Genomic DNA, 23,530 nt, shown 5'->3' with positions numbered 1-23,530 from the left:
TCTCCCCCCTGTGGTCTCGACTTGCCGCGGGGATCGTATTGGGAGGAGCCGGCGCGGTCCCGCTTAGGGTCACCGCGAGCGGCGCCACCGACCGAACTAGGAGGACGTCCCGATGACGACAGCAACAGCAACACCGTTGAGCCCTGCGGACCGTGGCATCGACGCAGACAGACTCGCTCGATTGCCAGCTGCGATCCACGCCGACGTCGCCGCCGCTAAATTCGACGGCGCCGTCGTGCTCGTGGCCAGGCACGGCGACATAGTGCTGCACGAGGCGATCGGTTACGCGGACCGCGCGACGAACCGGGCGCTCGAAACTAACTCCGTGTTCACGACATTCTCGATTCTGAAGCAGCCCACGAATGCGACACTGCTCCAGAAGATCGACCGCGGTGATATCGCATTCACAACCCAGGTGCGCGAAGTAATCCCGGAGTACGCACAGAAAGGCAAAGGAGCCACCACCGTCGCAGATCTGCTCCTGCATAAAGCCGGGCTGCCGCACTTCCCCCCGCTGCCTGTCGAACAGATCGGGGACATCCAGGCGGTCACCGCAGCGGCGTGCCGACTCGCACCGCAGGCCGTACCCGGCACGTCGATCAGCTACTCGGCAATGCTTGGACACAGCGTCCTCGCCGAGATCGTCCGACGCATCGACGGAGGACATCGATCATTCGGCCAGATCATGACCGAGGATTTATTCGTTCCCTTGGGTATGCACGACACCAGCTTCGGAAGCCGCGCCGATCTGGTGGACCGCGCCGTGCCCGTCGTGTCGCGTGATCGCCGACCGGGACTCTTCGACGCGGAGATGCTCGAAGGACTCGGCGCAATGATGAGCGAAACCTTTGAGCTGCCCGCCGGTGGGGCGTGGACGACGGCATCGGACTGGTTCCGGTTCGCCGAGGCGTGCCGGCGGGGCGGTGAGCTCGACGGAGTGCGAGTCTTGAGCCCCGCAGTACTTCGTCTTGCCAGGACGATTGCGACGGGTGATCTACCGAACAGCCTGTGGGACTACTCCCGCGAGATGCGCGGGTGGCACGAGTTCCCGGCGTACCTCGGCCCTGGTTTTTACTTGCGCGGCGAGGGAATCTTTCCTGCTGCGTTCGGCACGCTCGCGTCCCCGAGCACTTTCGGGGGCATCGGCGCCGGTTCGAACTGCTTCTGGATCGACCCGGACACCGACCTCACCTACGTCTTCCTGTCGGCGGGCCTTATGGAGGACTCTTACAGCTGGGAGAGGCATCAGCGCTACGCAGACCTGGTGCATTCCGCGGTAATCCGATGACACTGACTGTCCAGATTGACCGTGCGCGCGCAGGTGTGGGCGCCTCCGGATCTACAGCTTACGTGGAGCAGGGCACGGCTGGATCCGTGGAACGAACTGGATCGCGGAGGCCCCCGTGCCCACCCCGCGACCCGTAGATCGGTGAGGTCGATCAAGTGATCCCACTGCGCTGAATGAAACCCGGGCCCCTAGAAGGCGTGAGCGCGTCCGACGCGGAGTTCACGGTGTGCCCCGCACCCCGACCCGCTGTAAGGCAGGTGCTTTCAACTCATGCTAAGCGGTCGACCAGCTGGCTCGACGGTGCGTCCGCGGTGCGGATCAGCGTCCTCACAGATCGCTTGCTTGGGATCATGCTGGACCTTCGTCGATCTTGGCGAGCACGATGTCGAACCGCACGCTCGACCATGCTCCGTCGACCTGCCGTCCGTCCGGTGTGAGTTCATCGGCCGCATGTTCGGCGAAGTCCTTCACTAAAGACTCCTTTACGCCGAAGACGCTGTCGTGGTCGAGGAGGTCGTCACCGCGGACGAAGATGTGGGTGACCAAGCGACGGTGGCCGTCGGCGGTGACCATGAAATGCAGGTGAGAGGCGCGATACGGCGACCGGCCCACAGCCTGTAGCATCCGGCCGACCGGCCCGTCGTCGGGGATCGGGTAGGGCGTCGGGGTAATTGCCCAAAACCGGTAGGAGCCGTCGTCGCCGGAGAAGAGGTGTGCCCGCCCCGCGACACGGCCGTCGTCGTGCTGAACGTCGTACAAGCCGTCGCCGTCGGCCTCCCACACTTCCAACCGGGCGCCCGAGACCGGTACGCCGTCGGTGTTCGTGACGGTTCCCTCGACCCAGCACGGCTGCCCCGGGGCACCGAACGCCATGTCGTCGCCGTGCTCGATGCGCGGCGCGCGCTGAACGAAGAAGGGACCGAACACCGTCGCCTCGGTGGCGTCGCCGCGCACCTCGTTGTTGATGGCAACGGTCTGCATCGACGCACCGAGGGTGTCTGAGAGCAGCACGAACTCCTGTCGTTCGTCATTGGTGATGTGCCCGACCTCAGTGAGGAACGCTATCGCCTGCTCCCACTCCTCCTCGGTGAGTCGCACGTCGCGCAGGAATGCGTGCAGGTGGCGCGCCAGCGACGTCATGACGTGGCGCAGTCGCGGGTTCGCACAGCCGTCGAAGGACCGCAGCACACGCTCGGTGACGTCTTCCTCTACGTCGCGCTGCTCGTCGGAAATCGGCGGGTCGTCATCGGTGCTCACAGCTTGTCTCCTTCGTAGGCCGCTCGCAGCAAAGTTGTCAATGAGATCTCGGTGACCGGCGTCGGGTAGTCGGCGGGGATCGCCGCGAGTACGCGCAGGACTCAGGCATCCTGAGGTCTTCCAGCGCGGTTAGCGGACACCCGTGTGCAGGTCCGTCAGGCCCGCGACGGCGTCCTCGGTTCCGAGCGCCCGCGCGACGCGAGCCGAGGCGTCCGGTGCGATCGTCGCGTTGAACGCCAGGACGTGCGGCAGAACGACGGCGTGCGGTAGGTCGAACACGCAGCACCCGACGGTCCAATCTCGTCATTTTCGCGCCGTCCTCGGTCAGCCCCCCCACGTCGATCGCCGCGCTGCCCGAGAAGGTGGTTGGGTCCGCGACGACGGGTACACCGCTGATCAGGGCGACCGCCTCCGCGCACGCCGCGCCACCTTGACCGGGATATGCAAGACGACCTCGGTGTGGCGCGCAACGTCGGGTAGGTCGGCGATAATTGCGTCGACCCTGGGCGGCGACGCGGTCGAACGCGATGACCAGCACCCGCCGGGCGCCGAGCGTGGCCACCTTCGCATTCAACGCCGACAATGCGTGACCGGCTGCGAACACGACGCGCTGCGGCAGCGTCTCGTGAAAGAATGCGTCAGTCACATCCGCACCGTTCGATTTGCGGTTGGTGCAGATCGGCATCAACGAACGGTTTCACAGCTATGCGCGTTCGATACGCGGATGCCTATCGGTCTGTAAAGCCGAGTGTGGCCGGCGTGGCTACCCGCGGTGGTCTACCCGGCCAGCGGGCCGACCGTTGGGTGCACGGTGGTGTCGGGACGAACGAGGGCTCGCCATCCAGCAACGATGCGTAGTCGATCGCGGCGAAATCTTCGGCCAGAGATGATGCCGGGCAATGCGCAGCATGTCCTGAGGTGTCAACCGTCGTCATGTGGTCTCCTAACTTCATCGCGACACTGCCGCGATCGGGGCGCTGTCTTGCACTACGGCAGGCGCTGAGCGACGCACCGCACCGCTCCGCAGCTCAAAGATGGGCCGCGGGCGGTCGCGGTATTCGGCTCATGAAGGACCGAAGTAGCTGACGTCGTCGTTGCCGATCAGGTCTGGAACCGTCCACCCATCGAGGTCGTACTCGGCGAGACACTTCTCGGCGAGCCCGGTCATCTGCTCGACTCCACCGCGGTTCTGTGCGGCAAAGAGCAGCTCGGCTTTCACGTTCTCGTGGTTGCCCGAGTAATTGCGTTCGTACAACTCGTGGCGGCCACCGAACTCCGAGCCGATCGAGTCCCACAGCGCCTTCATGACCTTCACGCGGTCGACCGCTGAGATCCCGTTCGACCCGCGGACGTACCTGTCCAGGTACGGCCGGACGACCGGACTCTGGAAGTCCGCGGCGCTGGAGGGCAGGTAGATCAGACCCGACGCGACATCCTGTTCGATGATTTCTTTTATCCGCGGGTACCCCTGCATCATGAACATGCGGTAGGTGAGCCCGTACTCGAGCTTCGGGATCACGGTGTCGCCGATCCATGGCTCGGGGTTATGTGCCATCGCATCGGTGATAGTCCAGAACAGGTTCCGCCAGCCGATCACCTCGCCGACGCGGGTCTGCACGCCACGGAAGCTGGACGCACCCGTGGTCTCGAGGGCCTTCATCAGCAAGCCGGCGAGGAAGTCGAGCTTTACCGCGAGTCGGGTGCAGCCCTGGAAGGTGAACCGCGGCAGGAAGCCCGATTGCGGGAAGAATGCGTTGATTCGGTCTACATCGCCGTACATGAAGACGTTTTCCCAGGGTACCAACACCTTGTCGAAGACAAAGATGGTGTCGTTCTCGTCCATCCGACTCGACAGCGGATAGTCGAACGGAGTGCCCATCACTGCGGCCTGTTCGGTATAGGACGTCCGACAGATGAGCTTCACGCCGGGCGCGTCCATTGGCACCGTGCAGATGAGCGCGAACTGCTTCTTCTTGATCGGCAGCCCGTAGTGCGCGATGAAGTTGTAGTTGGTGATCGCTGATCCCGTGGCGACTACTTTGGCACCCGAGACGACGAGGCCGGCGTCGGTCTCTTTCTCCACCTTCATGTAAACGTCGCCGACCTCGTCCGGCGGGAGGTCGCGGTCGACCGGCGGGTTGATGATTGCGTGGTTCCAGTACAAGACCTTCTCCTGCGACTCGCGGTACCAGCGCTCGGCGTTGGCCTCGAAGGGTGCGTACAGGTCCTTGTTCGCGTGCAGCGTCCCCAGGAAACTTGCCTTGTAGTCAGGGCTGCGGCCCATCCAGCCGTAGGTCATCCGCGCCCACTCGGCGATGGCGTCGCGTTCTTTGACCAGGTCCGCCGAGCTCGTCGGCGCCTTGAAGAACGGCATGGTGACACCGCCGTTACCTGTGTCGGTCGGAGCGGTGACCTTGTCGCGTGTTTCCGGGTCGTGCATTGCGTCGTAAAGACGGGCGGTCATGCGAACCGGATTACGGAACGCTGGATGAGTCGTCACATCCTTCACACGTTCACCCCGGAGCCAGATTTCGCGGTCGTCTCGCAAGGATTCGATGTACTCCGAACCGGTCATCGGCCGAGTGGCGAAGGTCTTCGCAGCCAGGCTTTCCGCATCAACGACGGGGTTCTCCGTCAGCAACGGCGTCTTGGTCGGGTCGGTCTCGCGGGTTTCGACTGTGGTCATGGTTGCCTCTCTGTTCAAGCCTCGGTCACGCTCGGATAGCGTCCGGGATCGTTGTGTGGACGGGGACGAAAGAAGTCTTCGCGTCGAACCATCCGGTGATGGGGTCGTCGGAACACCCGTCCCAAGCGTTGCGCGCCGCAACGGACGACAGTCCGTGAAAGCTGCTGCTGTGGTACAGCAACGGTTCACCCTTACCCACCCGGGTCTCCACGATCTCCCCGATGAAGATGCGGTGATCGCCGCCGTCGTAGGTCTGCCACGGTCGACAGATAACCGTCGCGAGCGACGTGGCGAGGTATGGGGCCGTCTCACCCTCCACCAACACCGGCTCCGGGACCTGCGGTCGGCCGGCAAAGTGCATCGCCGTGTCAATCTGGCAGTCGGCCAGAAAGTTGACCGCGAACGGACGGCCATCGAGGAAGGAGCAGGCGCGCGATTTCTTGGTCAGCGTCACCTGGCACAAGTAAGGATCGTGCGAGACAGCGGTGAATGCGGTGACCGTGCACCCGTGAGGCTGTCCCTCGGCGTTCAAGCAGCTGACCACCGTGACGCCGCTGGCGTAGCGACTGAAGACGTCGTGCAGTGTCATCGCGGCGGTCACAACGCTACTGCCGCCGACGAGTGCCGGTCGCACTCTGACATTTCGATGGTCGCTCCCATGATCTGCTCCTTCGATCGAACGGTGGACGCCAGGACCGCGCAGCGTGCCCACCCGAGATCACCGACAATGGCCTGGGTCACACCGGGCCGTCGCGGGGCGGATCACCCCCATCGGTACCTGTGTTCGCTTTCATAGGCCTACGGGGTATGTGATTTCGCATAGGTTGCGAGGGCCGACGAAGGAGGGTGGTCCGGAGCCTGATGACCCACAGACAGTCGCTGACGACTTTTATCGGACGCCGACGAGAGATCAACCACGCCCGTGCGCGCATGCAAGAGTCCCGCCTGGTGACCTTGGTGGGACCTGGTGGGGTCGGCAAAACGCGCATGGCCGAAGAGATTGCGTCCCGTTCCGCACGCGCGTTCCGCGATTCCGCCTTATGGGTCGATCTCGCGGCAGTCCGCGATCCAGAGGCCCTACCCGCGGCGGCCGCCGCGGCGCTGGGGGTGACCGACCAGTCCAACCGCGCCGTCATCGCCCGGATCGCCGACCACCTACGAGACCGCAGCATGATGATAGTGCTGGACAACTGCGAACATCTGCTCGAAGCGGCTTCCGACTTCGTCTCGACAGTGCTCGACAATGACCCCGGGGTCCGTGTTCTCGCGACGAGCCGCGAACGCCTGGGCGTCGGCGGGGAGGTCATCTTCGAAGTACCACCTCTGACCACCCCGGAGACGGCCATCGGTCGCCGCGCTGGGGACCTCGCGACCTACGAGTCGGTCACGCTGCTGGTCGAACGTGCCCACGCGGTGGTCCCCAACTTCGTGATGACCGACGAGAACGCACCCGCAGTGGCACAGCTGTGCATTCAGTTGGACGGGATTCCGCTCGCGATCGAGCTGGCCGCCGTCCGGCTTCGATCGTTGTCACCCGAACAGTTGGTCCAACGTCTTGATGACCGTTTCGCCCTTCTGTCAACTGGCAGCCGCACAGATCTTCCCAGGCAGCAGACGCTGCGCGCGCTCATCGACTGGAGCTACGACCTGTGCTCGACCGAGGAGCGCAAACTCTGGTCCCGGCTCTCGGTGTTCCCCGGTGGATTCGATCTCGATGCGGCCGAAGCCATCTGCAGCGATCAGGACGACGCTCGCCAGGTCGTCGACGTCCTCGACCAACTCGTGGCCAAGTCGCTCGTCCGGGTCGACCGCAGCGGTTCCTCTCTACGATTCTCACAACTGATGACCGTCCGCGAGTACGGCCATGAGCTCCTCGACACCAGCGGCGAGAAAGAGGCCGTCCTACGGGGCCATCGCGACCACTACCTCTCGCGCGCCGAGGACTATGCCGCGGACTGGTTCAGCCCCCGTCAATCGCTGCTTCTCGCTCGATGGCGGACCGACCACGCCAATTTCATCGCTGCACTCGACTGGTCCCTACGGGAAAGGCATCTAGACGAGGCGGCTCGGTTCGCAGTCGCTCTGCGGTATCACTGGATCGCCGGTGGCAATCTCGCCGACGGGCGCATCCGCCTTGAACGTCTGCTCGACCGGCTCCCGGTCACCGATGTTGCGCGTGGGAACGTCCTGTGGGTCGCCGCATGGACGGCTCTGATCCAAGGGGATCGTGCGGGTGCCGCTCAACACCTGGACGCCTGCAACACCACCGCACGGCGCGAGGATGACCGTCGCCTCCAGGCCCACCACGACCATTGGGCGGCGCTCCATGCCCTGTTCAGCGGCCGTCTCGGCGACGCAATCCCCTTGTTCAACCGCGCGGTTGAGGTCCATGGCGAGTTCGGTGACTCGGCGGCCACCTTGACCGCCCAGTTCCAGCTCGGAATGGCGCATGTGTATGCCGGAGATTTCGAGTCCGCACTAGCGACCTCGTCCGACGTCGTGGACGTCGCCGATACGTACGGCGAGCAGTGGAACAAGGCGTACGCCCTGTGGGTGTCGAGTATCGCCCACTACCACCGCGGCGACCTCGACGCCGCTAAGACAGCAGCCCAGCGAGCCCTCCGCATCCAGCGGGACTTCCAAGACAAGATTTGCACTGCCTTGTCTATCGAGCTTCTTGCGTGGGTGGCCAGTGCAGAGAACAAAAAGGCAAGAGCCACCGAACTGTTCACTGCCGCCGGCACTGTGTGGTCGCTCCTCGGGACGTCGGTCTCCGCATTCGGACCGCACATCCAGGCCGACTCCGACGAAGCCTTTAGGCGCCTCCGACGGACGGCTCCGGCGGCAACGGGGCACGACTCGGAGGGCCCGTCGTCTCGTATGACCATCGGCGATGCGGTGGACCTAGCGCTCGAGATTGCGGCTCCGACCGTGCCCGCGGATGCCGAACGCGGCACTCACCTCCTCACGTCTCGCGAACTGGAGGTGGCCGAACTCGTTGCCCAAGGGCTGAGCAACCGGGTGATCGCCGAAAAGCTCGTGGTGTCACGACGCACCGTTGACGGCCACGTCGAGCGGATCCTCAATAAGCTCGGCGTCAATTCGCGCACTCAGGTGGTGGCCTGGCTCAGCGCGAGAAATTGCCGCAATTAGGAGGTGGCCGAGGTCCTCCTATGGCTTCGTCGAGACGAAGTTCCTTCGTTTTCGACGCTGTCGGTCGACGGTGGTGCGACCTCGATCGCTAGATCGTACGACCCGGACTGAGCCCGCGACCCCGGCGACGCGGGGCGTTGGGCGATCCGGGATGTACAGGCGCTCCCGGAGCTACCCCTGGCGAGGCATCGTCTGCGCGCCGGTATTTCGGCTGAGTCCACCAAGCGCCATTCAGACGTCAACCGTTTACCAGCAACGCCGTTGAAGCGCTCTGTCGCTACTTGCATTCGCTCTAAGCCATGTCACGATCATGCGCCACGCCGGCGCGACACATCCGTATGCGCCAGCGGTGAAGTCCGAGAACAACTGATTACTGAGTATGCGGTCCGCCCACGATGTCGGCGACATCGATAGTGGTCCAATGCCGTTCGGCCAGAACGCGGGTCAAGGTACGCCTCGCGGACACCGGCAATTCGAAGGACTGTCGGCTCCTCCGTTGTCCGCAAGCTCATCGACGGGTTCGTTTGCCGGTTCGACAACTCTGGGGTTTCGAGCGCTCATCTCCCGATCGAGCGAGCACCCCTACACCGCCTCAGGTTGATCGTTCTGCAGTCGACCCCCGATCACCCCATCCTTCCGAACGGGTGAGGACGGGGGCATTCCTACGCCTGTCCGCGCGTGTGATACGGATCACCGTAGTGGGTGTCTGAAGCTGCAACCACGAGGGAGACTCCATGTTCGATACGCTCAAATCGACTGCCGACGTCGACGTCATTGTTGTCGGTGCCGGTTTCGCCGGCATCTATGCGATGCACAAGTTCCGCGACCTCATGGGGTTACGCGTTCACGGTTTCGACGCGGCTGCAGACGTCGGCGGCACCTGGTACTGGAACCGATACCCCGGCGCTCGAGTCGACATCGAGAGCGTTCATTACTCGTACTCGTTCGACGAGGAACTCCAGCAGGAGTGGCATTGGTCCGAGCGATTCCCGGCGCAACCGGAAATCCTTCAGTACCTGAACCATGTCGCCGACCGACACGACGTCCGCAAGGACTTTACGTTCGGCGTCCGTGTCGACGCTGTTACCTGGGACGACTCTGCAAGCGTGTGGCGGGTCGCCACCGATGATGGGAAGACCACCACGGCACGCTACTTCGTCTCCGGTGGTGGAACGCTGTCGGTTCCCAAGATCCCCGACTTCCCCGGTGTGGAGACATTCGCCGGCCAGACCCTGCTGACCGGCAACTGGCGCGAACCGGTGGATCTCGGTGGCAGGCGAGTCGGTCTGATCGGCACGGGCTCCAGCGGCATCCAGGCCATCAGCGAGATCGCGAAGGAAGCCGCCAGTCTCACCGTCTTCCAGCGGACGGCCAACTACGCCACGCCCATCGGTAACTACCCGACCGACCCCCAGGAGGAACGCGCCGAGAAGGCGCGATATGACGAGCTCCGGGCGGCGTCTCGCAATCACTTCCTCGGTGTCCCCTACAACGAGGTGCAACCCTCGGCTGTCAAGGCCACACCCGAAGAGCGACGCGCGTTGTTTGATGACAGATGGAACCGCGGTGGTTTCCGTCTGTTCATTGACAGCTACAGCGACATCCTCAGCGACAAGGCCGCGAACGACACCGTGGCCGAGTACATCCGTGGTCGCATCCGTGAGCGTGTTCAGGACCCGATGACCGCGGAAATGCTCTGTCCGACCTCATACCCCTACGGCACAAAGCGTCCCCCACTGGAGACCGACTACTACGAGGCGTTCAACCGAGAAACGGTCACGCTGGTGGACGTCGCCTTGAACCCCATCGACGCAGTCGTTCCCGAGGGCGTGCGTCTCAAGGACGGCTCCGTCCACGAAATCGACGTCCTCGTGCTCGCGACCGGGTTCGACGCGTGCACCGGGCCGTTGCTCGCCATGAACATCACGGGCCGCGACGGCGTTCGGCTGGCCGACGAGTGGGCCGACGGTCCGCAGACCTACCTCGGCCTAACGGTGCACCACTTTCCCAACCTGTTTATGGTTACCGGGCCGCAGAGCCCGTCGGTTTTGTACAACATGCCGCTGGCTATCGAGGACCACATCGACCTCATCGGCGACACGATTGAGTACATGTTCGAGCACGGTCACGCCGTGATCGAGCCCACGTCGAAGGCCCAGGCGCAGTGGGTCGACGAGACGAACCGCATCAGCGAGATGACCCTGCTCCCGCTCTCCGCCAGCTCCTGGTACATGGGCGCCAACATCCCCGGCAAGCCGCGTCGGGTGCTCGTCTACCTCGGCGGAGCACCTCGATACCGCGCCATCTGTGACAACGTTCAAGAGAACGACTACCGCGGCTTTGCGTTCGCTCCCGACTCCGCCTCGGTGGCCACCGCCCGCGCGTCGCAGGAGCTCGATCCCTGCTTCATGTTTATCGTCCAGGCCCTGAAAGCGCAGGATTTCGCCGGGTTCCGGGCCGCGGGAGTAGAGGCGTCCCGCGCGGTCGTCGACTCGTTCGTCGAGATGCAGGCGCCGGCCAGGAAGGTCGCATCCGTAACCGAGCACGCCTACGGCGACGACCCGTCACAGCGGCTCCGCGTCTACACACCGGTGGGTGCCGATACGCAGCCATTGCCGGTCATCGTCCACCTGCACGGTGGTGGTTTCGTCGGCGGCGGACTCGACGTGGCGGACGAGCCCGTCCGCGACCTCGCGGACCGCGCCAAGGCGGTCGTAATCTCGGCCACCTACCGACGGGCACCTGACGCCCACTTCCCAGCGGCCCACGACGACGGTTATGCGGCGTTCCGCTGGGCGGTGAACCACGCCGGCGAGTTCGGGGGGGATCCGACACGGGTTGCCCTGGCCGGTGATTCCGCGGGTGCCAACCTTGCAGCGGGCGCAGCTCTGCGGGCCCGTGAGGACGGCATCGCCCTCGCGGCCCTGCTACTCGTCTACCCACTGGTGAACGCGACGATCGAAACCGCGTCCCGCGCCGAGTTTGCATCGGGATACGTGATCGAGCTCGACGACCTCACCTGGTTCGGCGAGCAGTACGCCTCCTCGCCGTCGGATCTTGACGACGTGCGCCTCGCGCTCGATGCGGCTGACCTCAGCGGGCTGCCTCCGACGTTGGTGATTACCAACGAGTGCGACCCGCTGCGCGACGAAGCCGAACTCCTCGCCGCAAAAGTGCGGGAGGCCGGTGTCGAGGCAAACCACATCCGCTTTGACGGACTCGCGCACGGTGCGTTCTGGATGTCGGCGGCGGTATTCAGGTGCGGCGATCAGCGTGAGGCGGCCGGCTCGTTCCTGGGCGCTCATCTCGGTAAGCCGAGCCGCATTTCCGTAAGCTGACATTCCGTGTCCGGGTTCACGCCCGGAAGCGATCGACTCCCCGTCACCTTACGTTGCCGGGGAGTCGATCGGTCTCTCGACCCGTTGCAGTTTGACCTGCACATCGATGGGCGCGGCCTCACTCGTTGAGCAGTCGCACCGCCGTCGAGGACCAGCATCTGGCCGTTCACGTGGTCCGACGAGGCCGAAGACAATAACCGCAGGACTCCGAATACCCTCCGCATAAGCGACCCGTCCAATGGCGCGATGGCGGTGCTACCGAACGAATTCTGGATTATCGTAGGTGCCGCCGACCAAGCAGGTCCGGTGAAAGCCCGAGCAGATGGCATTGATCTGGACCCGTTCGCACACCAGGACAGCGACATGATCTTTAGTGCCATTTCGATAGAGGACACTCGTTGCCGTAATGGGATTATGTCAACAAAATGGCCCAGAAGCGTAGCGAGACAGCGCAAGGACGGCGACGCAGGCGAGTACGCCGACACCACGGCTCGTGGCCCGTACTACCCGAACGCGTACCGCTTCTTTGCCGACTTCCTCGCCCCCGCGTACCGCCGCAGACCATCGACCACCCGGCGATGCGGTGGCGCCCCAGCTTGTTCCTGCACCTCGAAGCCCGCGCCCACGTGGACGCACTCTGGCGGGCATGGGAATCTGCAGACATACCTTCAGGGCGTCCGTGGGCTCGTGACGGACGGTGCTGCGGGCGCGTCGGACGATCTGCGGGCGTACCGGAAACCCGGTACGTCCGCAGATCACCCAAAACTACTCATTCGTTGCGGCCGCCGATTCCGGTCGAACCGTCGCTGGACGGTTTCGGTATCAGACCCACGGAGTTCGACCCCAGTTCGCTTCGCCAGGTGTCGCCGCTAGTCATCTCCGCCAGCCGTTCGCCACGGCTGACGGGTGGTGGGCGAGTGGAGTCACCTCGATGGTCATGTACGGGAACAGGGGTAGATTCCAGAGGATCTCGTGGAGCCTCTCGTTGTCGCGGACGTCGAAGACGCTGAGGTTGGAGTACTGCCCCACCAGCCGCCAGATGTGCACCCATTCGCCGCCGCGTTGCAGCTCCTGCGAGTACGCCTTCTCCCGCGCGAGAGTGTCCGTTCGGACATCGGGGTCGAGGTCGAGGGGGATGTCCACCTGCATGGTTACTGCGAACAGCATGGCCTCAGGCCTTCTGCACCGAGGGCGTCGAGTCGAGAACAAAGTCGTAGGTCACTTCCTGGCCGCCGTCGACGTCTCGGGGGTCGAGGATCAGTTCGGGCTTGACGGCGTCGGCGACGTCGTCGTCGTTGTGCGCATCGCCGGGGAAGTAGAGCTGGGTGGTGATCTGTTGGTGTCCGGACGCGGCGACTTTGAGGTGCAGGTGTGCGGGGCGCCACGGGTGCCAGCCGGCCGCAGAGATGAGTTTGCCGCAGGCACCGTCGGTGGGGATCTGGTACGGGGCAGGCTTCATCGTGCGGATGCGGAAGTGTCCGTCCGTATCCGAGGTGACGGTGCCGCGTAGGTTCCACTCGGGGATGCCGGGAGCGAACTGGGAGTAGAAGCCATCGGAGTCGGCGTGCCAGATCTCGATGACCGCGCCGCCGAGCCCCTGCCCCGCGGTGTCGGTGACCTGTCCCTGGAACAGCAGCGGAGTGCCCTGCTCACCCTCACGGGTGGGCAGGACCGCGTCGTGGCCGAGTTCGGGGGCAGCGGGGACGTAGTACGGGCCCTCGATGGTGCCCTTGCTGCCCTCGCGGGTCTCGCTGGCGACCTCCTCCACGACGTGCTCGACCCACACGTCGAGGAAGAGCGGCCATTCACCGTCCCGGCCGACGTCGATGAGCCACGCCTTGAGGGCGTTGTACTCGTCGTAGGTCACGCCGTGTTCGCGGATGGTGTCGTGCACGGCGCCGAGAACCTGGCGAGCGAGTGTGCTGACACGCTCGGGGGGCGTCGATGCTGCGAACTGCTTGTCGGAGGTGAAGCGCTGGGTCGCGTTGGCGCCGGATGCCGCGGCGGTGGCGGTGGCGGTCTCGGATGCGTGATCGATGGTCACGGGTGATTCTCCATTCTCGTGCGGGTGGTGCGGGCTGAGTCGAGTGGTGTGAGGGGCAGTTCAGGTGTCCTGCCGGTAGCGGTCGAGTTGGTCGGGGTCGATGTCGACTCCGATACCGGCGCCGGCGCGGACGGAGAGTTCTCCGTCGCGTATGGCGAGCGGTTCGGTGAGGAGGTCGTCGCTCATGTCGAGGAAGTTGGACAGTTCGCCGGCGCGTCGGGACGTGAGGTCGAAGGCGGCGCCGAACGCGACGGTGCACGCGGAGCCGAGTTGGCCGTCGATCTGGTTGCCCATGACGACCTCGAGGCCGAGACCCTCGCAGAGGTGGTGGGTTCGGCGTGCGCCGGTGAAGCCGGAGCGGGCGGTCTTGATGCTGACGGCGGTCGCGGAGCCACCGAGTACTTCGCGGGTGATCTCGGCGGGGGTGACCGCGGATTCGTCCGCGACGAACGGTACGTCGAGCTGGGAGACCAGCCATCGCCGACCGAGGACATCGTCTGCAGGACAGAGCTCTTCGGCGAGTGAGAGGTCGAGGTCGCGCATCTCGGCCATGGCGCGGGCGGACTCGGACGCAGTCCATCCGCGGTTGCCGTCGACATACAGTTCGACGTCGGGGCCGAGGTTCTCGCGCAGCGCGCGGACGACGGCGGTGTCGAGGGAGACGGGCCGACGGCCGACCTTGATCTTGAACACCTCGATGCCGTACTCGGCACGCATGCGGGTGGCTTCGTCGACCATGGCGGCGGGGGTGTCGAAGCCGAGCATGTGGCTCACGCGCAAGCGGTCGGTGTAGCCGCCGAGGAGGTCGGTGACCGGGAGGTCGAGGGTGCGTCCGAGCGCATCCCAGATCGCCATGTCGATCGCGGCTTTGGCGACGGGGTTGGCGACGGTGCGGGCGAGACGTGAGTGCACTACTTCGTGCTGGGTCAGTGTCAGGCCGACGACGGCGGGTGCGAAGAGAGTCTCGACGACGGCGACGATTCCGCGTTGGGTCTCGCCGTAGGTGAAGGGGCGCGGGGGAGCGTCGGCGATGCCGACGACGCCGTCGTCGGTGTGTACACGGATCAGAACATGCTCTGCCGCAGTGACTTCGCCACTGGCGAAGCGCAGCGGCTTGAGGTACGGGATGGAGTACGGAATCGCGTCGACGGCGACGATTTTCATGAGATGTCCTCCAGAACAGTGAGATCGGTGGATACGTCGGACGGCAGGATGCCCGCATCCTCGAGCGCCGAGATCAGAGAGGTCACCAGCGGGAGGGGCTTGCCGCGGCTCCACGCGAGTGCCAGATCGATCGTGTCGGCCCCGCTGACGTCTCGAAAGGCGACTCCGTCGAGTTTCATCGAGCGGACCGACTCCGGAACCAGTGCCACGCCCAGCCCCGCCGCAACGAGGGCGAGGAGAACCGAGGTATCGGGCGCCTCGTGTTCTCTCTTCGGGGCGAAGCCCGCGAGCCGGCAGCTCCTCAAGACGACCTCGTTGACTGCCGAGTGCGCGTCGGAATACATCACGAAGCTCTCGAAGGCAATGTCCAGGATTTCGAGTGCGGGCTCCTGGGCGAGTCGGTGATCCACCGGTAACGCGAGCACCATGGACTCGCGGGCGATGGTGCGCACCTCGAGGTCGTCTCCGGCCACCGGTGGCCGAAGAACCGCCAGGTCCAGTTCCTCTGACCGGAGACCCTCCACTTGTGCAGGTGTCAACAGGTCCCCGTGTATCTCCAGGACCACCTCGGGAAGTCGTTGACGCAGAGCGCGAGCGATGGCGGGCAGGCGGTCGAATGCGGCCGTCCCGGTGAATCCGATGCGCACCAGGCCGGTCCGTCCCTCCTCGATGCGCCGAACGCTCGTCACGCTGTCGTCCAGTCCGGCCAGCAGTCGGACGGTCTCGCGGTAGAAGTACTCACCCGCGGGGGTCAGGCTGACCTGCCGTGTGGTCCGGGCCAACAAGGTGACGCCCAGTTCGGTCTCGAGCTGCCGCACGGATTGGGAGAGGGCGGGTTGCGCGAGGAACAGTCTTCTCGCTGCCTGCCCGAAGTGGCGGGTCTCGGCGACGGCGACGAACTGCCGGAGGTGGCGCAGCTCCATGGGTCGACTCCGATCTGGGTGATTGAGTGATCCACACCACGGTAGGTCGTGAAAACATTTCCTACAAAGACTCGATTCCGCCCTATTGATAAGCAGCAGCGATCAATGGACGTCCTAACCGATACTGGGTCTTGACCTGGTGTGACGAGCGACACGCACTGTCACAGTCGAGGGAACCCCAACGTCCGGAGGACTCGATGACCGAAATGCTCGACCATGTGCGGGACCAGGTGGCCGCGGCTGTGGTGGACGACGCCGACGCCGGCATCTACCGCGCCAACCGCACCATCTTCACCGACGAGGAGATCTTCGAACTCGAGATGAAGAACATCTTCGAGGGCAACTGGATCTACCTCGCGCACGAGTCGCAGATCCCGAACAACGGCGACTACTTCACCGTCCACATGGGCCGTCAACCGGTGGTGATAACGCGTGACAAGGACGGTGAGCTGCACTTGCTCATCAACGCGTGCGCTCATCGCGGCGCTATGCTCTGTCGTCGCAAGACCGACAATCGACCCACCCTCACGTGTCCGTTCCACGGGTGGACCTTCCGTAACGACGGAACGCTGCTCAAGGTCAAGGACCCCGAGGGCGCCGGCTACCCGGACACCTTCGATGTCGACGGCTCGCACAACCTGACGAAAGTTCCTCGGTTCGGCAACTACCGCGGCTTCCTGTTCGGCAGTCTGAATCCGGACGTCTCGACACTCGAGGAGCACCTGGGTGACACGACGAAGGTGATCGACATGCTCGTCGATCAGTCACCCGACGGTCTGGAGGTGCTGAGAGGATCGTCCACCTACACCTACGACGGCAACTGGAAGGTGCAGGCGGAGAACGGTGCCGACGGCTACCACGTCAGCGCCGTGCACTGGAACTACGCCGCGACGACGTCGCGGCGCAACAACGGGGAGTCGAAGAACACCACCAAGGCACTCGACGCCGGCGGCTGGGGCAAGTCCGGCGGCGGCTACTGGTCGTACCCCAACGGCCATCTCTGCCTGTGGACCTGGGCGGCCAATCCGCAGGACCGTCCGCTGTGGGATCAGATGGATGCGCTCAAGGAGAAGTACGGAGATGCCAAGGGCGAGTTCATGGTCAAGGGCTCCCGCAACCTGTGCCTCTACCCCAACGTGTATCTGATGGATCAGTTCAGCACGCAGATCCGGCACTTCCGCCCGATCGCGCCGAACAAGACCGAGGTCACCATCTACTGCATCGCTCCGAAGGGTGAGAGCAAGCAGGCCCGATCGCACCGCATCCGGCAGTACGAGGACTTCTTCAATGCCTCCGGAATGGCCACCCCGGACGATCTCGAGGAGTTCCGGTCCTGCCAACTCACGTTCCAGGCCACGAATGCGCCGTGGAACGACATGAGCCGAGGCGCCGAGCACTGGCTCACCGGTCCGGACCCGGTGGCCGAGGCGTTGGACATGCACGGCGTGGTCTCGGCCGGTGTGAAGAACGAGGACGAGGGTCTCTTCAACGTCCAGCACGGCTACTGGCGCACCACGATGCTCGCCGCCATCGACCGCGCATCGACGACCGAGGAGAAGTGACGATGACCTTCACCGAGACTCGGATCACGCAGACGGCGATCGAACAGTTCCTGTATCGCGAGGCCCGCTACCTCGACGACCGTGAGTTCGAGAAGTGGCTCACGTGCTACGCCGACGACGTCGAGTACTGGATGCCGTCCTGGGGTGACGACGATCTGCTCACCGAGGACCCGCAGACCGACATCTCTCTCATCTACTACGAGAACAAAGGTGGTCTCGAGGATCGCGTGTTCCGTATCCGTACCGAACGATCCAGCGCCACCTCGATTCCCGAACCTCGGACCAGTCACAACATCAGCAACGTCGAGGTGATCGAGCGCTCGGGCGACATGGTCGACGTCCGCTTCAACTGGCACACGATGTACTTCCGATACAAGACGATCGATCCGTACTACGGAACGTCCTTCTACACGATCGACTTCTCCGGCGAGTCACCGCTGATTCGTCGCAAGACGGTCGTCCTGAAGAACGACTACATCCACCACGTCGTCGACATCTATCACTTCTGACCGCCGTCGGACTCCGACGACAGCAGTGCGAGAGGATCTTCCATGAGTCACCGTGTCGCGTTGTCCTTCGAGGACGGCGTCACCCGTTTCATTACCGTGACCGACGGGCAGACGGTGGCGGACGCGGCCTACCGGTCGCGCATCAACATCCCACTCGACTGCCGCGATGGCGTCTGCGGGACGTGCAAGGCTGTGTGCGAGTCGGGGGAGTACGACGGTGGCACCTACCTGGAGGACGCGCTGACGGAGGAGGAAGCGGGCAACGGGTACTGCCTCCCCTGCAGCATGACGCCGGAATCCGACCTGGTCCTGCAGATCGCCAGCACGTCGGCGGTGGCCAAGACGCAGGCGTCCACCTACGCCACGACGGTCAGTGCCGTCGAGCGTTTGTCTCCGACCACCGTCCGATTGGCCGTCACGTCCCCGGCGGGAGCCGATCTCGCGTTCCTGCCGGGTCAGTACGTCAACATCACCGTCCCCGGCACACAGGAGACCCGGTCGTACTCCTTCAGTTGTATCCCGGGGGCGGAGGAGCTGGAGTTCCTCGTCAAGCTGATCGACGGCGGAGCGATGTCGACCTATCTGTCGGATCGCGCAGCGGTGGGAGACGCCATTTCCTTCACCGGGCCACACGGCAGCTTCTTCCTTCGTGAAGCGGAGCGGCCGGCGCTCCTTCTCGCGGGAGGTACGGGGCTCGCCCCGGTGCTGTCGATCCTGCGGACGCTGGACGCCACGGGCAGTTCTCGAGACGTCCACCTGGTCTACGGCGTCAGTACGGACGACGACGTGGTCGAGCTCGACACGCTGGAAACCCTGGCGAACAGCCTCGAGGGATTCACCTGGGACTACTGCGTGTCCGATCCCGACACCGCGGCCGCCAACACCGGATACGTCACCGGGTTCATCGAGCCCCGGCACCTCAACGACGGAGACGTCGCGGTGTATCTCTGCGGACCGCCTCCGATGGTCGAGGCGGTACGCGGACACTTCATCGACAAGTCGGTCGAGCCGACAGGCTTCTACTACGAGAAGTTCGCGCCGTCTGCGAAGTCGGCGACCTCCGATGCGCAATCGGAGGACGAGGTGACTGCGGCGCCGGCCGACGAACAGCCGACGGTCGAGCCCCCCGATCCCCGGGCCGAACCGGTGTCGGCCGACGCGGAGGACTACGACGGTTTCGTCGTTCCGGACACACTCGAGCACGAGACCGAGGACAGGTCCCCACGGACGGTGTGTGGCCAGATCGTCTTCGATCGACGTGTCGCGGCGCTCGACGCCGCCACCGGTGAGCGCGTGGCTCCCGAGGACGAGCTCACGGCGATGCGCTCGATCGCGGGTCAGTCGCTCGTCGTGGGCTCGGGTGGCGGCCGCGCTTTCGCCCCCGATGCGGAGCACGGCGTGCTCGTGACGGCCGATGCCGGGTCGATTGCGGGGCAGCGCGTGTGGTCCACTGCGCCGACCGAGCCGCTCGTGGCGCGGCCGACGCCCGTGTCCGAGGAGATCGACCAGCAGCCCGCCGGGTACGAGATCGGGGAGGAACATCCGTCGGTGCACGAATCCGATGCCGTGTTCGAAGCTCGGCGTGCCCTTGAGCTCGGCGCACTGGAACTGGTCATCGGACGGCTCAGCTCGCAGCAGCTCGCCGGATACCGACTTCTGGCGGAGGCGACCACGCGGTACGTCGACGGGGACCGTTTCGTCGACGCCGCGGCGTACACGGACACCAACGCGGCGTTCCACGACTACCTGTTCATGCAGACCCGCAACGAACACCTGTTGCAGGCGTATCAAGCACTCGGCGTGAAAGCCGCGATGGCCGAGGTGCTGCGGAACGCGACATGGTGCGATCCGCTGTGCGCGCAGGACCACCTCGACATCGTCGACGCCTTCGAGGCCGGCGACCGAGACGGCGCCCGGACCCTGATAGCCGATCATGCCGAGCGGTCGAAGGTCACGATGAAGCGAGCGATGCAGGAGACTGTCGACAGCAAGCGTCCGAAGTTCGTCAGCCCCGGCCGGTTCGCCGGCAAGGTCGTGCTCGTGACGGGTGCCGCGCAGGGGATCGGCGAGTGGGTGGCGCGGCGCATCTCCGCCGAGGGCGGCACGCTGATCCTGGCGGACCGGTCCGAGCTGGTCGACGCGGTCGCGTCCGAATTGTCGAGCGACACAGCGCCCGCGCACCCGGTGCTGGCGGATCTCGAGACCTGGGAGGGTGCGTCGGCCACCGTCGAGGCGGCGATCGAGCGGCACGGCCGCATCGACGTCTCCATCCACGTGGTGGGAGGCACCATCTGGGCGAAGCCCTTCTGGGAGTACCCGCCCGAGCAGGTGCAGAAGGAGATCGATCGGTCCCTGTGGCCCACGCTGTGGTCCTGCCGAGCAGTGATTCCGCACATGGTCGCGCAGGGCGGCGGGACCATCGTCAACGTGTCGTCGGTGGCCACGCGCGGAATCCACCGGGTCCCGTACGCAGCAGCCAAGGGCGGCGTCAACGCCATCACGTCTGCGCTCGCTCTCGAGGCCGCGCCGCACGGGGTGCGGGTCGTCGCCACGGCGCCCGGCGGAACCGATGCGCCGCCCAGACGCATCGCCCGCGGGCCCGGTCCTGCCGATGACCAGGAACGTGAGTGGTACCAGGCTCTCGTCGAACAGACGGTCGACTCGTCGCTGCTGGGCAGATACGGATCCCTGGACGAACAAGCTGCTGCGATCTGCTTCCTCGCATCGGACGAGGCGTCGTACATCACGGGGACGGTGCTGCCGGTCGCCGGCGGTGACCTCGGGTGACGCCAAGTCTCGACCCTGCCGGCACCGCTCGTTCGCCGATCTCGAGGTCGAGGCCCCACTACGCTGAGCCCGTGTCCATCCGCCCGTCCGTGGTCGGCCGTCAGCGACTGCTCGACGATCTGGTCGCTGCCGCGACGCGGTCCGTCGTCATCGTCGTCGACGGCGTACCCGGTGCCGGAACCACCACGGTGATCGACGAGACCATCCATCTTGTCCACGAGCGGTGTCCGCGTGCCGTCGTTCTGCGCGCCGCTGCGGTGCCGTGGGAATCGACCGTCCCCTACGGGATCGTGCGGCAACTCGTCCCGGCTCCGGGTGTCGTCGACGCTGGGCTCGATGTTCTCGCGCAGGCCGAGTCGATCGGTACGGCGATGCAGTCCGATATCGATTCACACGTGCTGGTCGTCGTCGACGACGCGCACCACGCGGACCGCGAGTCGCTGCGCCTGCTGGCCACCACGGTGCGCCACGGCCGGGTCGGCGGCATCGCCGTGCTCCTGTCACGACACCCCCGGCCGTGCGGGACGGGAGCCGCGCACGACATCCTCGACCGTGCCGCGGACGAGACGTATGTCGTCGCCCCGCTCGGAGTATCCGACGCCGCAGACCTCGCGGCTCTCGGTGGAGCGGTGCTGCCCATGTCCGCTGCCTCCCATCTGGTGCGCCACACGGGAGGCCTGCCTCGACACATCGTCGCCCTGCTCGCCGAAACTCCCGCATCCACCTGGAACAGAGGACGGACGGAACTGCCTGCACCGTCCTTCGTGAACTCTCGGGTACGGGCAGCCTTGACCCGGTGCGACCCCACCACCCGCGCATTCGTCGAGGCAGTCGCGGTTCTACCCGCTCCCACGTCCCTGACGGTGGTCTGTGCCGTCGCGGCCATCGAGGATCCGTGGTCGGCGCTCGACACCGCGACGACTGCAGGACTGGTCGTCGTGCACCGGGGCCCCACGGCGATTCTGCTCGAGCCGCCCGACCCGATGGTGCGCGCGGCGGTCCTCGCCACGATCGGTTTCACCGACCGTGCTCGCTTGCATCGACGAGCAGCGGGCGCAGTCGAGGACCAGGCCGATGCCCTCACACATCTCGTTCATGCCTCGGCGCTGCCCGACGACACCCTGTCCGAACGGCTCGTCAGCCTCGCGGAGGAACGAGCAGCCAAAGGCGAGTGGGCATCCGCCGCGCGGCTGTACGAACTGTCGAGCCGATCGAGTCGAGACCCCACCGCTCGCGACGAACGATTGATCCTGGCCGTGGACGCGATGATCGGCGCCGGTGACGTGCCGGGCGCCGCCGCCCACATCGCCGAGGTGGAAAGCCTGCCCGACAGTCCCATGCGCGACGTCGTGCTCGGATACCTCGCCATCCTCCGAGGGCGAGCACACGAAGCGGACGACCGACTCCGGCGCGCCTGGGAATCCGTACGGAGGCGACACGATCCACATACCGCGGCGGTGATCTGTCACCGACAGGTACTGCACAACCTCGCCCGGTGCCGCGGAGCCGATCTGGTCCTGTGGGCCGACCGAGCAGTCGAACTCGTCGGGCCGGACCACGCGACCGCGGTCGAAGCACAATCCATCCGAGGTCTCGGTCTCGGTGGCACCGGCCGCACTCAAGAAGCCCTCAGCAGCTACGAGGACCTCTGGAGCCATGCATCCACCGGCGCTGTCGGCCAGCGGGTACAGATGGGCGCGGGATGGCTGCACCTCGCAACAGATCTCGTCGACACCGCTCGCGCCGAACTCGAATCGGCCGTCCCGACGGACTTTCTCGGCGGGTCCACCCGAATCTCGCTGTGGGCGCACGCCTGGCTCGGACGCACGTACTTCCTCACCGGCGACTGGGAGGCGGCCCTTCGCGTCGTCGAGGCCGGTGTCGATCTCGTCGGGCGCTCGGGATCGGTGTTGATCGCGCCCCTCCTGCGATGGACAGCCACCCAGATACATGCGCTCCGCGGAGACTGGACACGAGCCGAGGACAGCGCACGCGCCGGTGACGCCGGCGCTCGTGACTACGAGATCATGCGTGTGCCCGCGTGTCTCGGGAGAGCGGCAATCGCCGAGGCACGTGCCGACTATCCCGGGGTCCTACGGTGTCTGGCCCCGCTGACCGAGTCCTGGGCTGCCGACGACGTCTCGGAGCCGGGCTTCTGGCCCTGGGCGGACATCTATGCGAACGCGTTGGTGGTCGAGGGGCGCCTGGACGATGCCGAAGCCTTTCTGGCAGTGCACGAGCAACGTGCTGTCGTTGCCGGTCACAAGTCCACACAGGCGCGCCTCGGATACGCACGCGGACGGTTGCACGGTGCCCTGGGGGACCTGGCCGCTGCGCGCGCGTCGTTCGACGGCGCCCTGGCAGCCCTCGCCGATCTGCCTCTGATCTACGACCGGGCGCGGGTCAACTTCGCGTACGGCCAGACGCTTCGGCGAGCGGGGAAGCGGCGAGAGGCGGACGCGGTCATTTCCGCGGCGCGCGAGAGCTACCTCGCCATCGGAGCGAGTGCCTACGTCGCTCGTTGCGATCGGGAGCTCAAGGCCGGTGGCATGCGGGCCGTCCTGAACAAGGATCGGCCCCATGACATGCTGACGCCCCAGGAGGATGCGGTGGCGGCTCTGGTCGCCACCGGTCTGAGCAACCGTGAGGTCGCCGCGGAACTGTTCCTGTCGGTGAAGACGGTGCAGTTCCACCTGACGCGGGTCTACGCGAAGCTGGGGATACGGTCCAGGGCCGAGCTGGCCGCGCGGACGTCTTCCAGTTGAGACCCGTCGAATACCACACCGACAGAACGACATCGACGATGTCCACGCCCCTCG

General features: G+C 65.3%; 15 protein-coding genes and 1 pseudogene. 7 read left to right on the top strand and 9 right to left on the bottom strand.

The features are described from left to right. The first annotated feature begins 112 nt into the window (after positions 1–112). Complete coding sequence (locus QE397_RS00345) at positions 113–1,288, top strand: serine hydrolase (RefSeq protein WP_307090927.1); 1,176 nt, start codon at positions 113–115, stop codon at positions 1,286–1,288. Positions 1,289–1,369: 81 nt separating this feature from the next. Here the strand turns inward: QE397_RS00345 and QE397_RS00340 are convergent. From QE397_RS00340 to QE397_RS00320, 5 genes and pseudogenes are all read right to left on the bottom strand, one after another. Then, a pseudogene (locus tag QE397_RS00340) lies at positions 1,370–1,476 on the bottom strand (hypothetical protein); the annotation flags it as partial. A 160-nt stretch (positions 1,477–1,636) separates the two neighbouring features. Beyond that, entirely contained in the window at positions 1,637–2,545 is a 909-nt protein-coding gene (locus QE397_RS00335) for a dioxygenase (RefSeq protein ID WP_307090925.1), read from the bottom strand. A gap of 129 nt (positions 2,546–2,674) precedes the next feature. Continuing rightward, positions 2,675–2,824: a hypothetical protein gene (locus QE397_RS00330; protein WP_307090923.1), complete on the bottom strand. Its 150-nt coding sequence runs from the start codon at positions 2,822–2,824 to the stop codon at positions 2,675–2,677. A gap of 784 nt (positions 2,825–3,608) precedes the next feature. Beyond that, on the bottom strand, positions 3,609–5,231 hold the full coding sequence (locus tag QE397_RS00325; RefSeq protein WP_307090922.1) for a 4-hydroxyphenylacetate 3-hydroxylase family protein: 1,623 nt from the start codon (positions 5,229–5,231) through the stop codon (positions 3,609–3,611). Positions 5,232–5,256: 25 nt separating this feature from the next. Beyond that, entirely contained in the window at positions 5,257–5,820 is a 564-nt protein-coding gene (locus QE397_RS00320) for a flavin reductase family protein (protein ID WP_307091044.1), read from the bottom strand. Positions 5,821–6,092: 272 nt separating this feature from the next. Here QE397_RS00320 and QE397_RS00315 point away from each other — a divergent pair, with 272 nt between their 5' ends. Then, the gene (locus QE397_RS00315) at positions 6,093–8,384 is read left to right on the top strand and encodes a LuxR C-terminal-related transcriptional regulator (RefSeq protein ID WP_307090920.1); all 2,292 of its coding nucleotides are present in this window, start codon (positions 6,093–6,095) and stop codon (positions 8,382–8,384) included. Between the two features lie 734 nt (positions 8,385–9,118). Further along, positions 9,119–11,722 (top strand): alpha/beta hydrolase fold domain-containing protein, encoded by a 2,604-nt coding sequence (locus QE397_RS00310; protein WP_307090918.1) that lies wholly within the window; start codon positions 9,119–9,121, stop codon positions 11,720–11,722. An 873-nt stretch (positions 11,723–12,595) separates the two neighbouring features. On the opposite strand, the gene catC is transcribed toward QE397_RS00310, so the two are convergent. Genes catC through QE397_RS00290 form a run of 4 tightly spaced genes read right to left on the bottom strand, consistent with a single transcriptional unit; the run spans position 12,596 to position 15,853 of the window. Next, complete coding sequence (catC, locus tag QE397_RS00305; protein ID WP_307090916.1) at positions 12,596–12,889, bottom strand: muconolactone Delta-isomerase; 294 nt, start codon at positions 12,887–12,889, stop codon at positions 12,596–12,598. Positions 12,890–12,893: 4 nt separating this feature from the next. Next, positions 12,894–13,766, bottom strand: a complete 873-nt coding sequence (catA, locus tag QE397_RS00300) for a catechol 1,2-dioxygenase (RefSeq protein ID WP_307090914.1) — start codon at positions 13,764–13,766, stop codon at positions 12,894–12,896. Positions 13,767–13,826: 60 nt separating this feature from the next. Continuing rightward, entirely contained in the window at positions 13,827–14,930 is a 1,104-nt protein-coding gene (locus QE397_RS00295; RefSeq protein ID WP_307090912.1) for a mandelate racemase/muconate lactonizing enzyme family protein, read from the bottom strand. Then, a complete protein-coding gene (locus QE397_RS00290; RefSeq protein WP_307090910.1) occupies positions 14,927–15,853 on the bottom strand; it encodes a LysR family transcriptional regulator in 927 nt (308 codons plus the stop codon). Before QE397_RS00290 ends, QE397_RS00295 begins: the two co-directional genes overlap by 4 nt. 197 nt (positions 15,854–16,050) lie before the next feature. Between QE397_RS00290 and benA the strand changes: the two genes are divergently transcribed. The 4 genes from benA to QE397_RS00270 all read left to right on the top strand — a co-directional run bounded on the left by benA (position 16,051) and on the right by QE397_RS00270 (position 23,476). Beyond that, positions 16,051–17,415 carry a benzoate 1,2-dioxygenase large subunit gene (gene benA, locus QE397_RS00285; RefSeq protein ID WP_307090907.1) on the top strand — a complete coding sequence of 455 codons (1,365 nt, stop codon included), beginning with the start codon at positions 16,051–16,053 and terminating at the stop codon, positions 17,413–17,415. 2 nt (positions 17,416–17,417) lie between these two features. After that, positions 17,418–17,924 carry a benzoate 1,2-dioxygenase small subunit gene (benB, locus tag QE397_RS00280; RefSeq protein ID WP_307090905.1) on the top strand — a complete coding sequence of 169 codons (507 nt, stop codon included), beginning with the start codon at positions 17,418–17,420 and terminating at the stop codon, positions 17,922–17,924. 42 nt (positions 17,925–17,966) lie between these two features. Further along, positions 17,967–20,711 carry a benzoate 1,2-dioxygenase electron transfer component BenC gene (benC, locus tag QE397_RS00275; protein ID WP_307090903.1) on the top strand — a complete coding sequence of 915 codons (2,745 nt, stop codon included), beginning with the start codon at positions 17,967–17,969 and terminating at the stop codon, positions 20,709–20,711. 71 nt (positions 20,712–20,782) lie between these two features. Then, on the top strand, positions 20,783–23,476 hold the full coding sequence (locus tag QE397_RS00270) for a LuxR family transcriptional regulator (protein WP_307090901.1): 2,694 nt from the start codon (positions 20,783–20,785) through the stop codon (positions 23,474–23,476). The last annotated feature ends 54 nt before the right edge of the window (positions 23,477–23,530 follow it).

This window comes from Rhodococcus sp. SORGH_AS_0301, from assembly GCF_030818285.1.
Taxonomy (GTDB): Bacteria; Actinomycetota; Actinomycetes; order Mycobacteriales; family Mycobacteriaceae; genus Rhodococcoides.
This window is presented reverse-complemented; position numbering and strand designations above follow the sequence as displayed.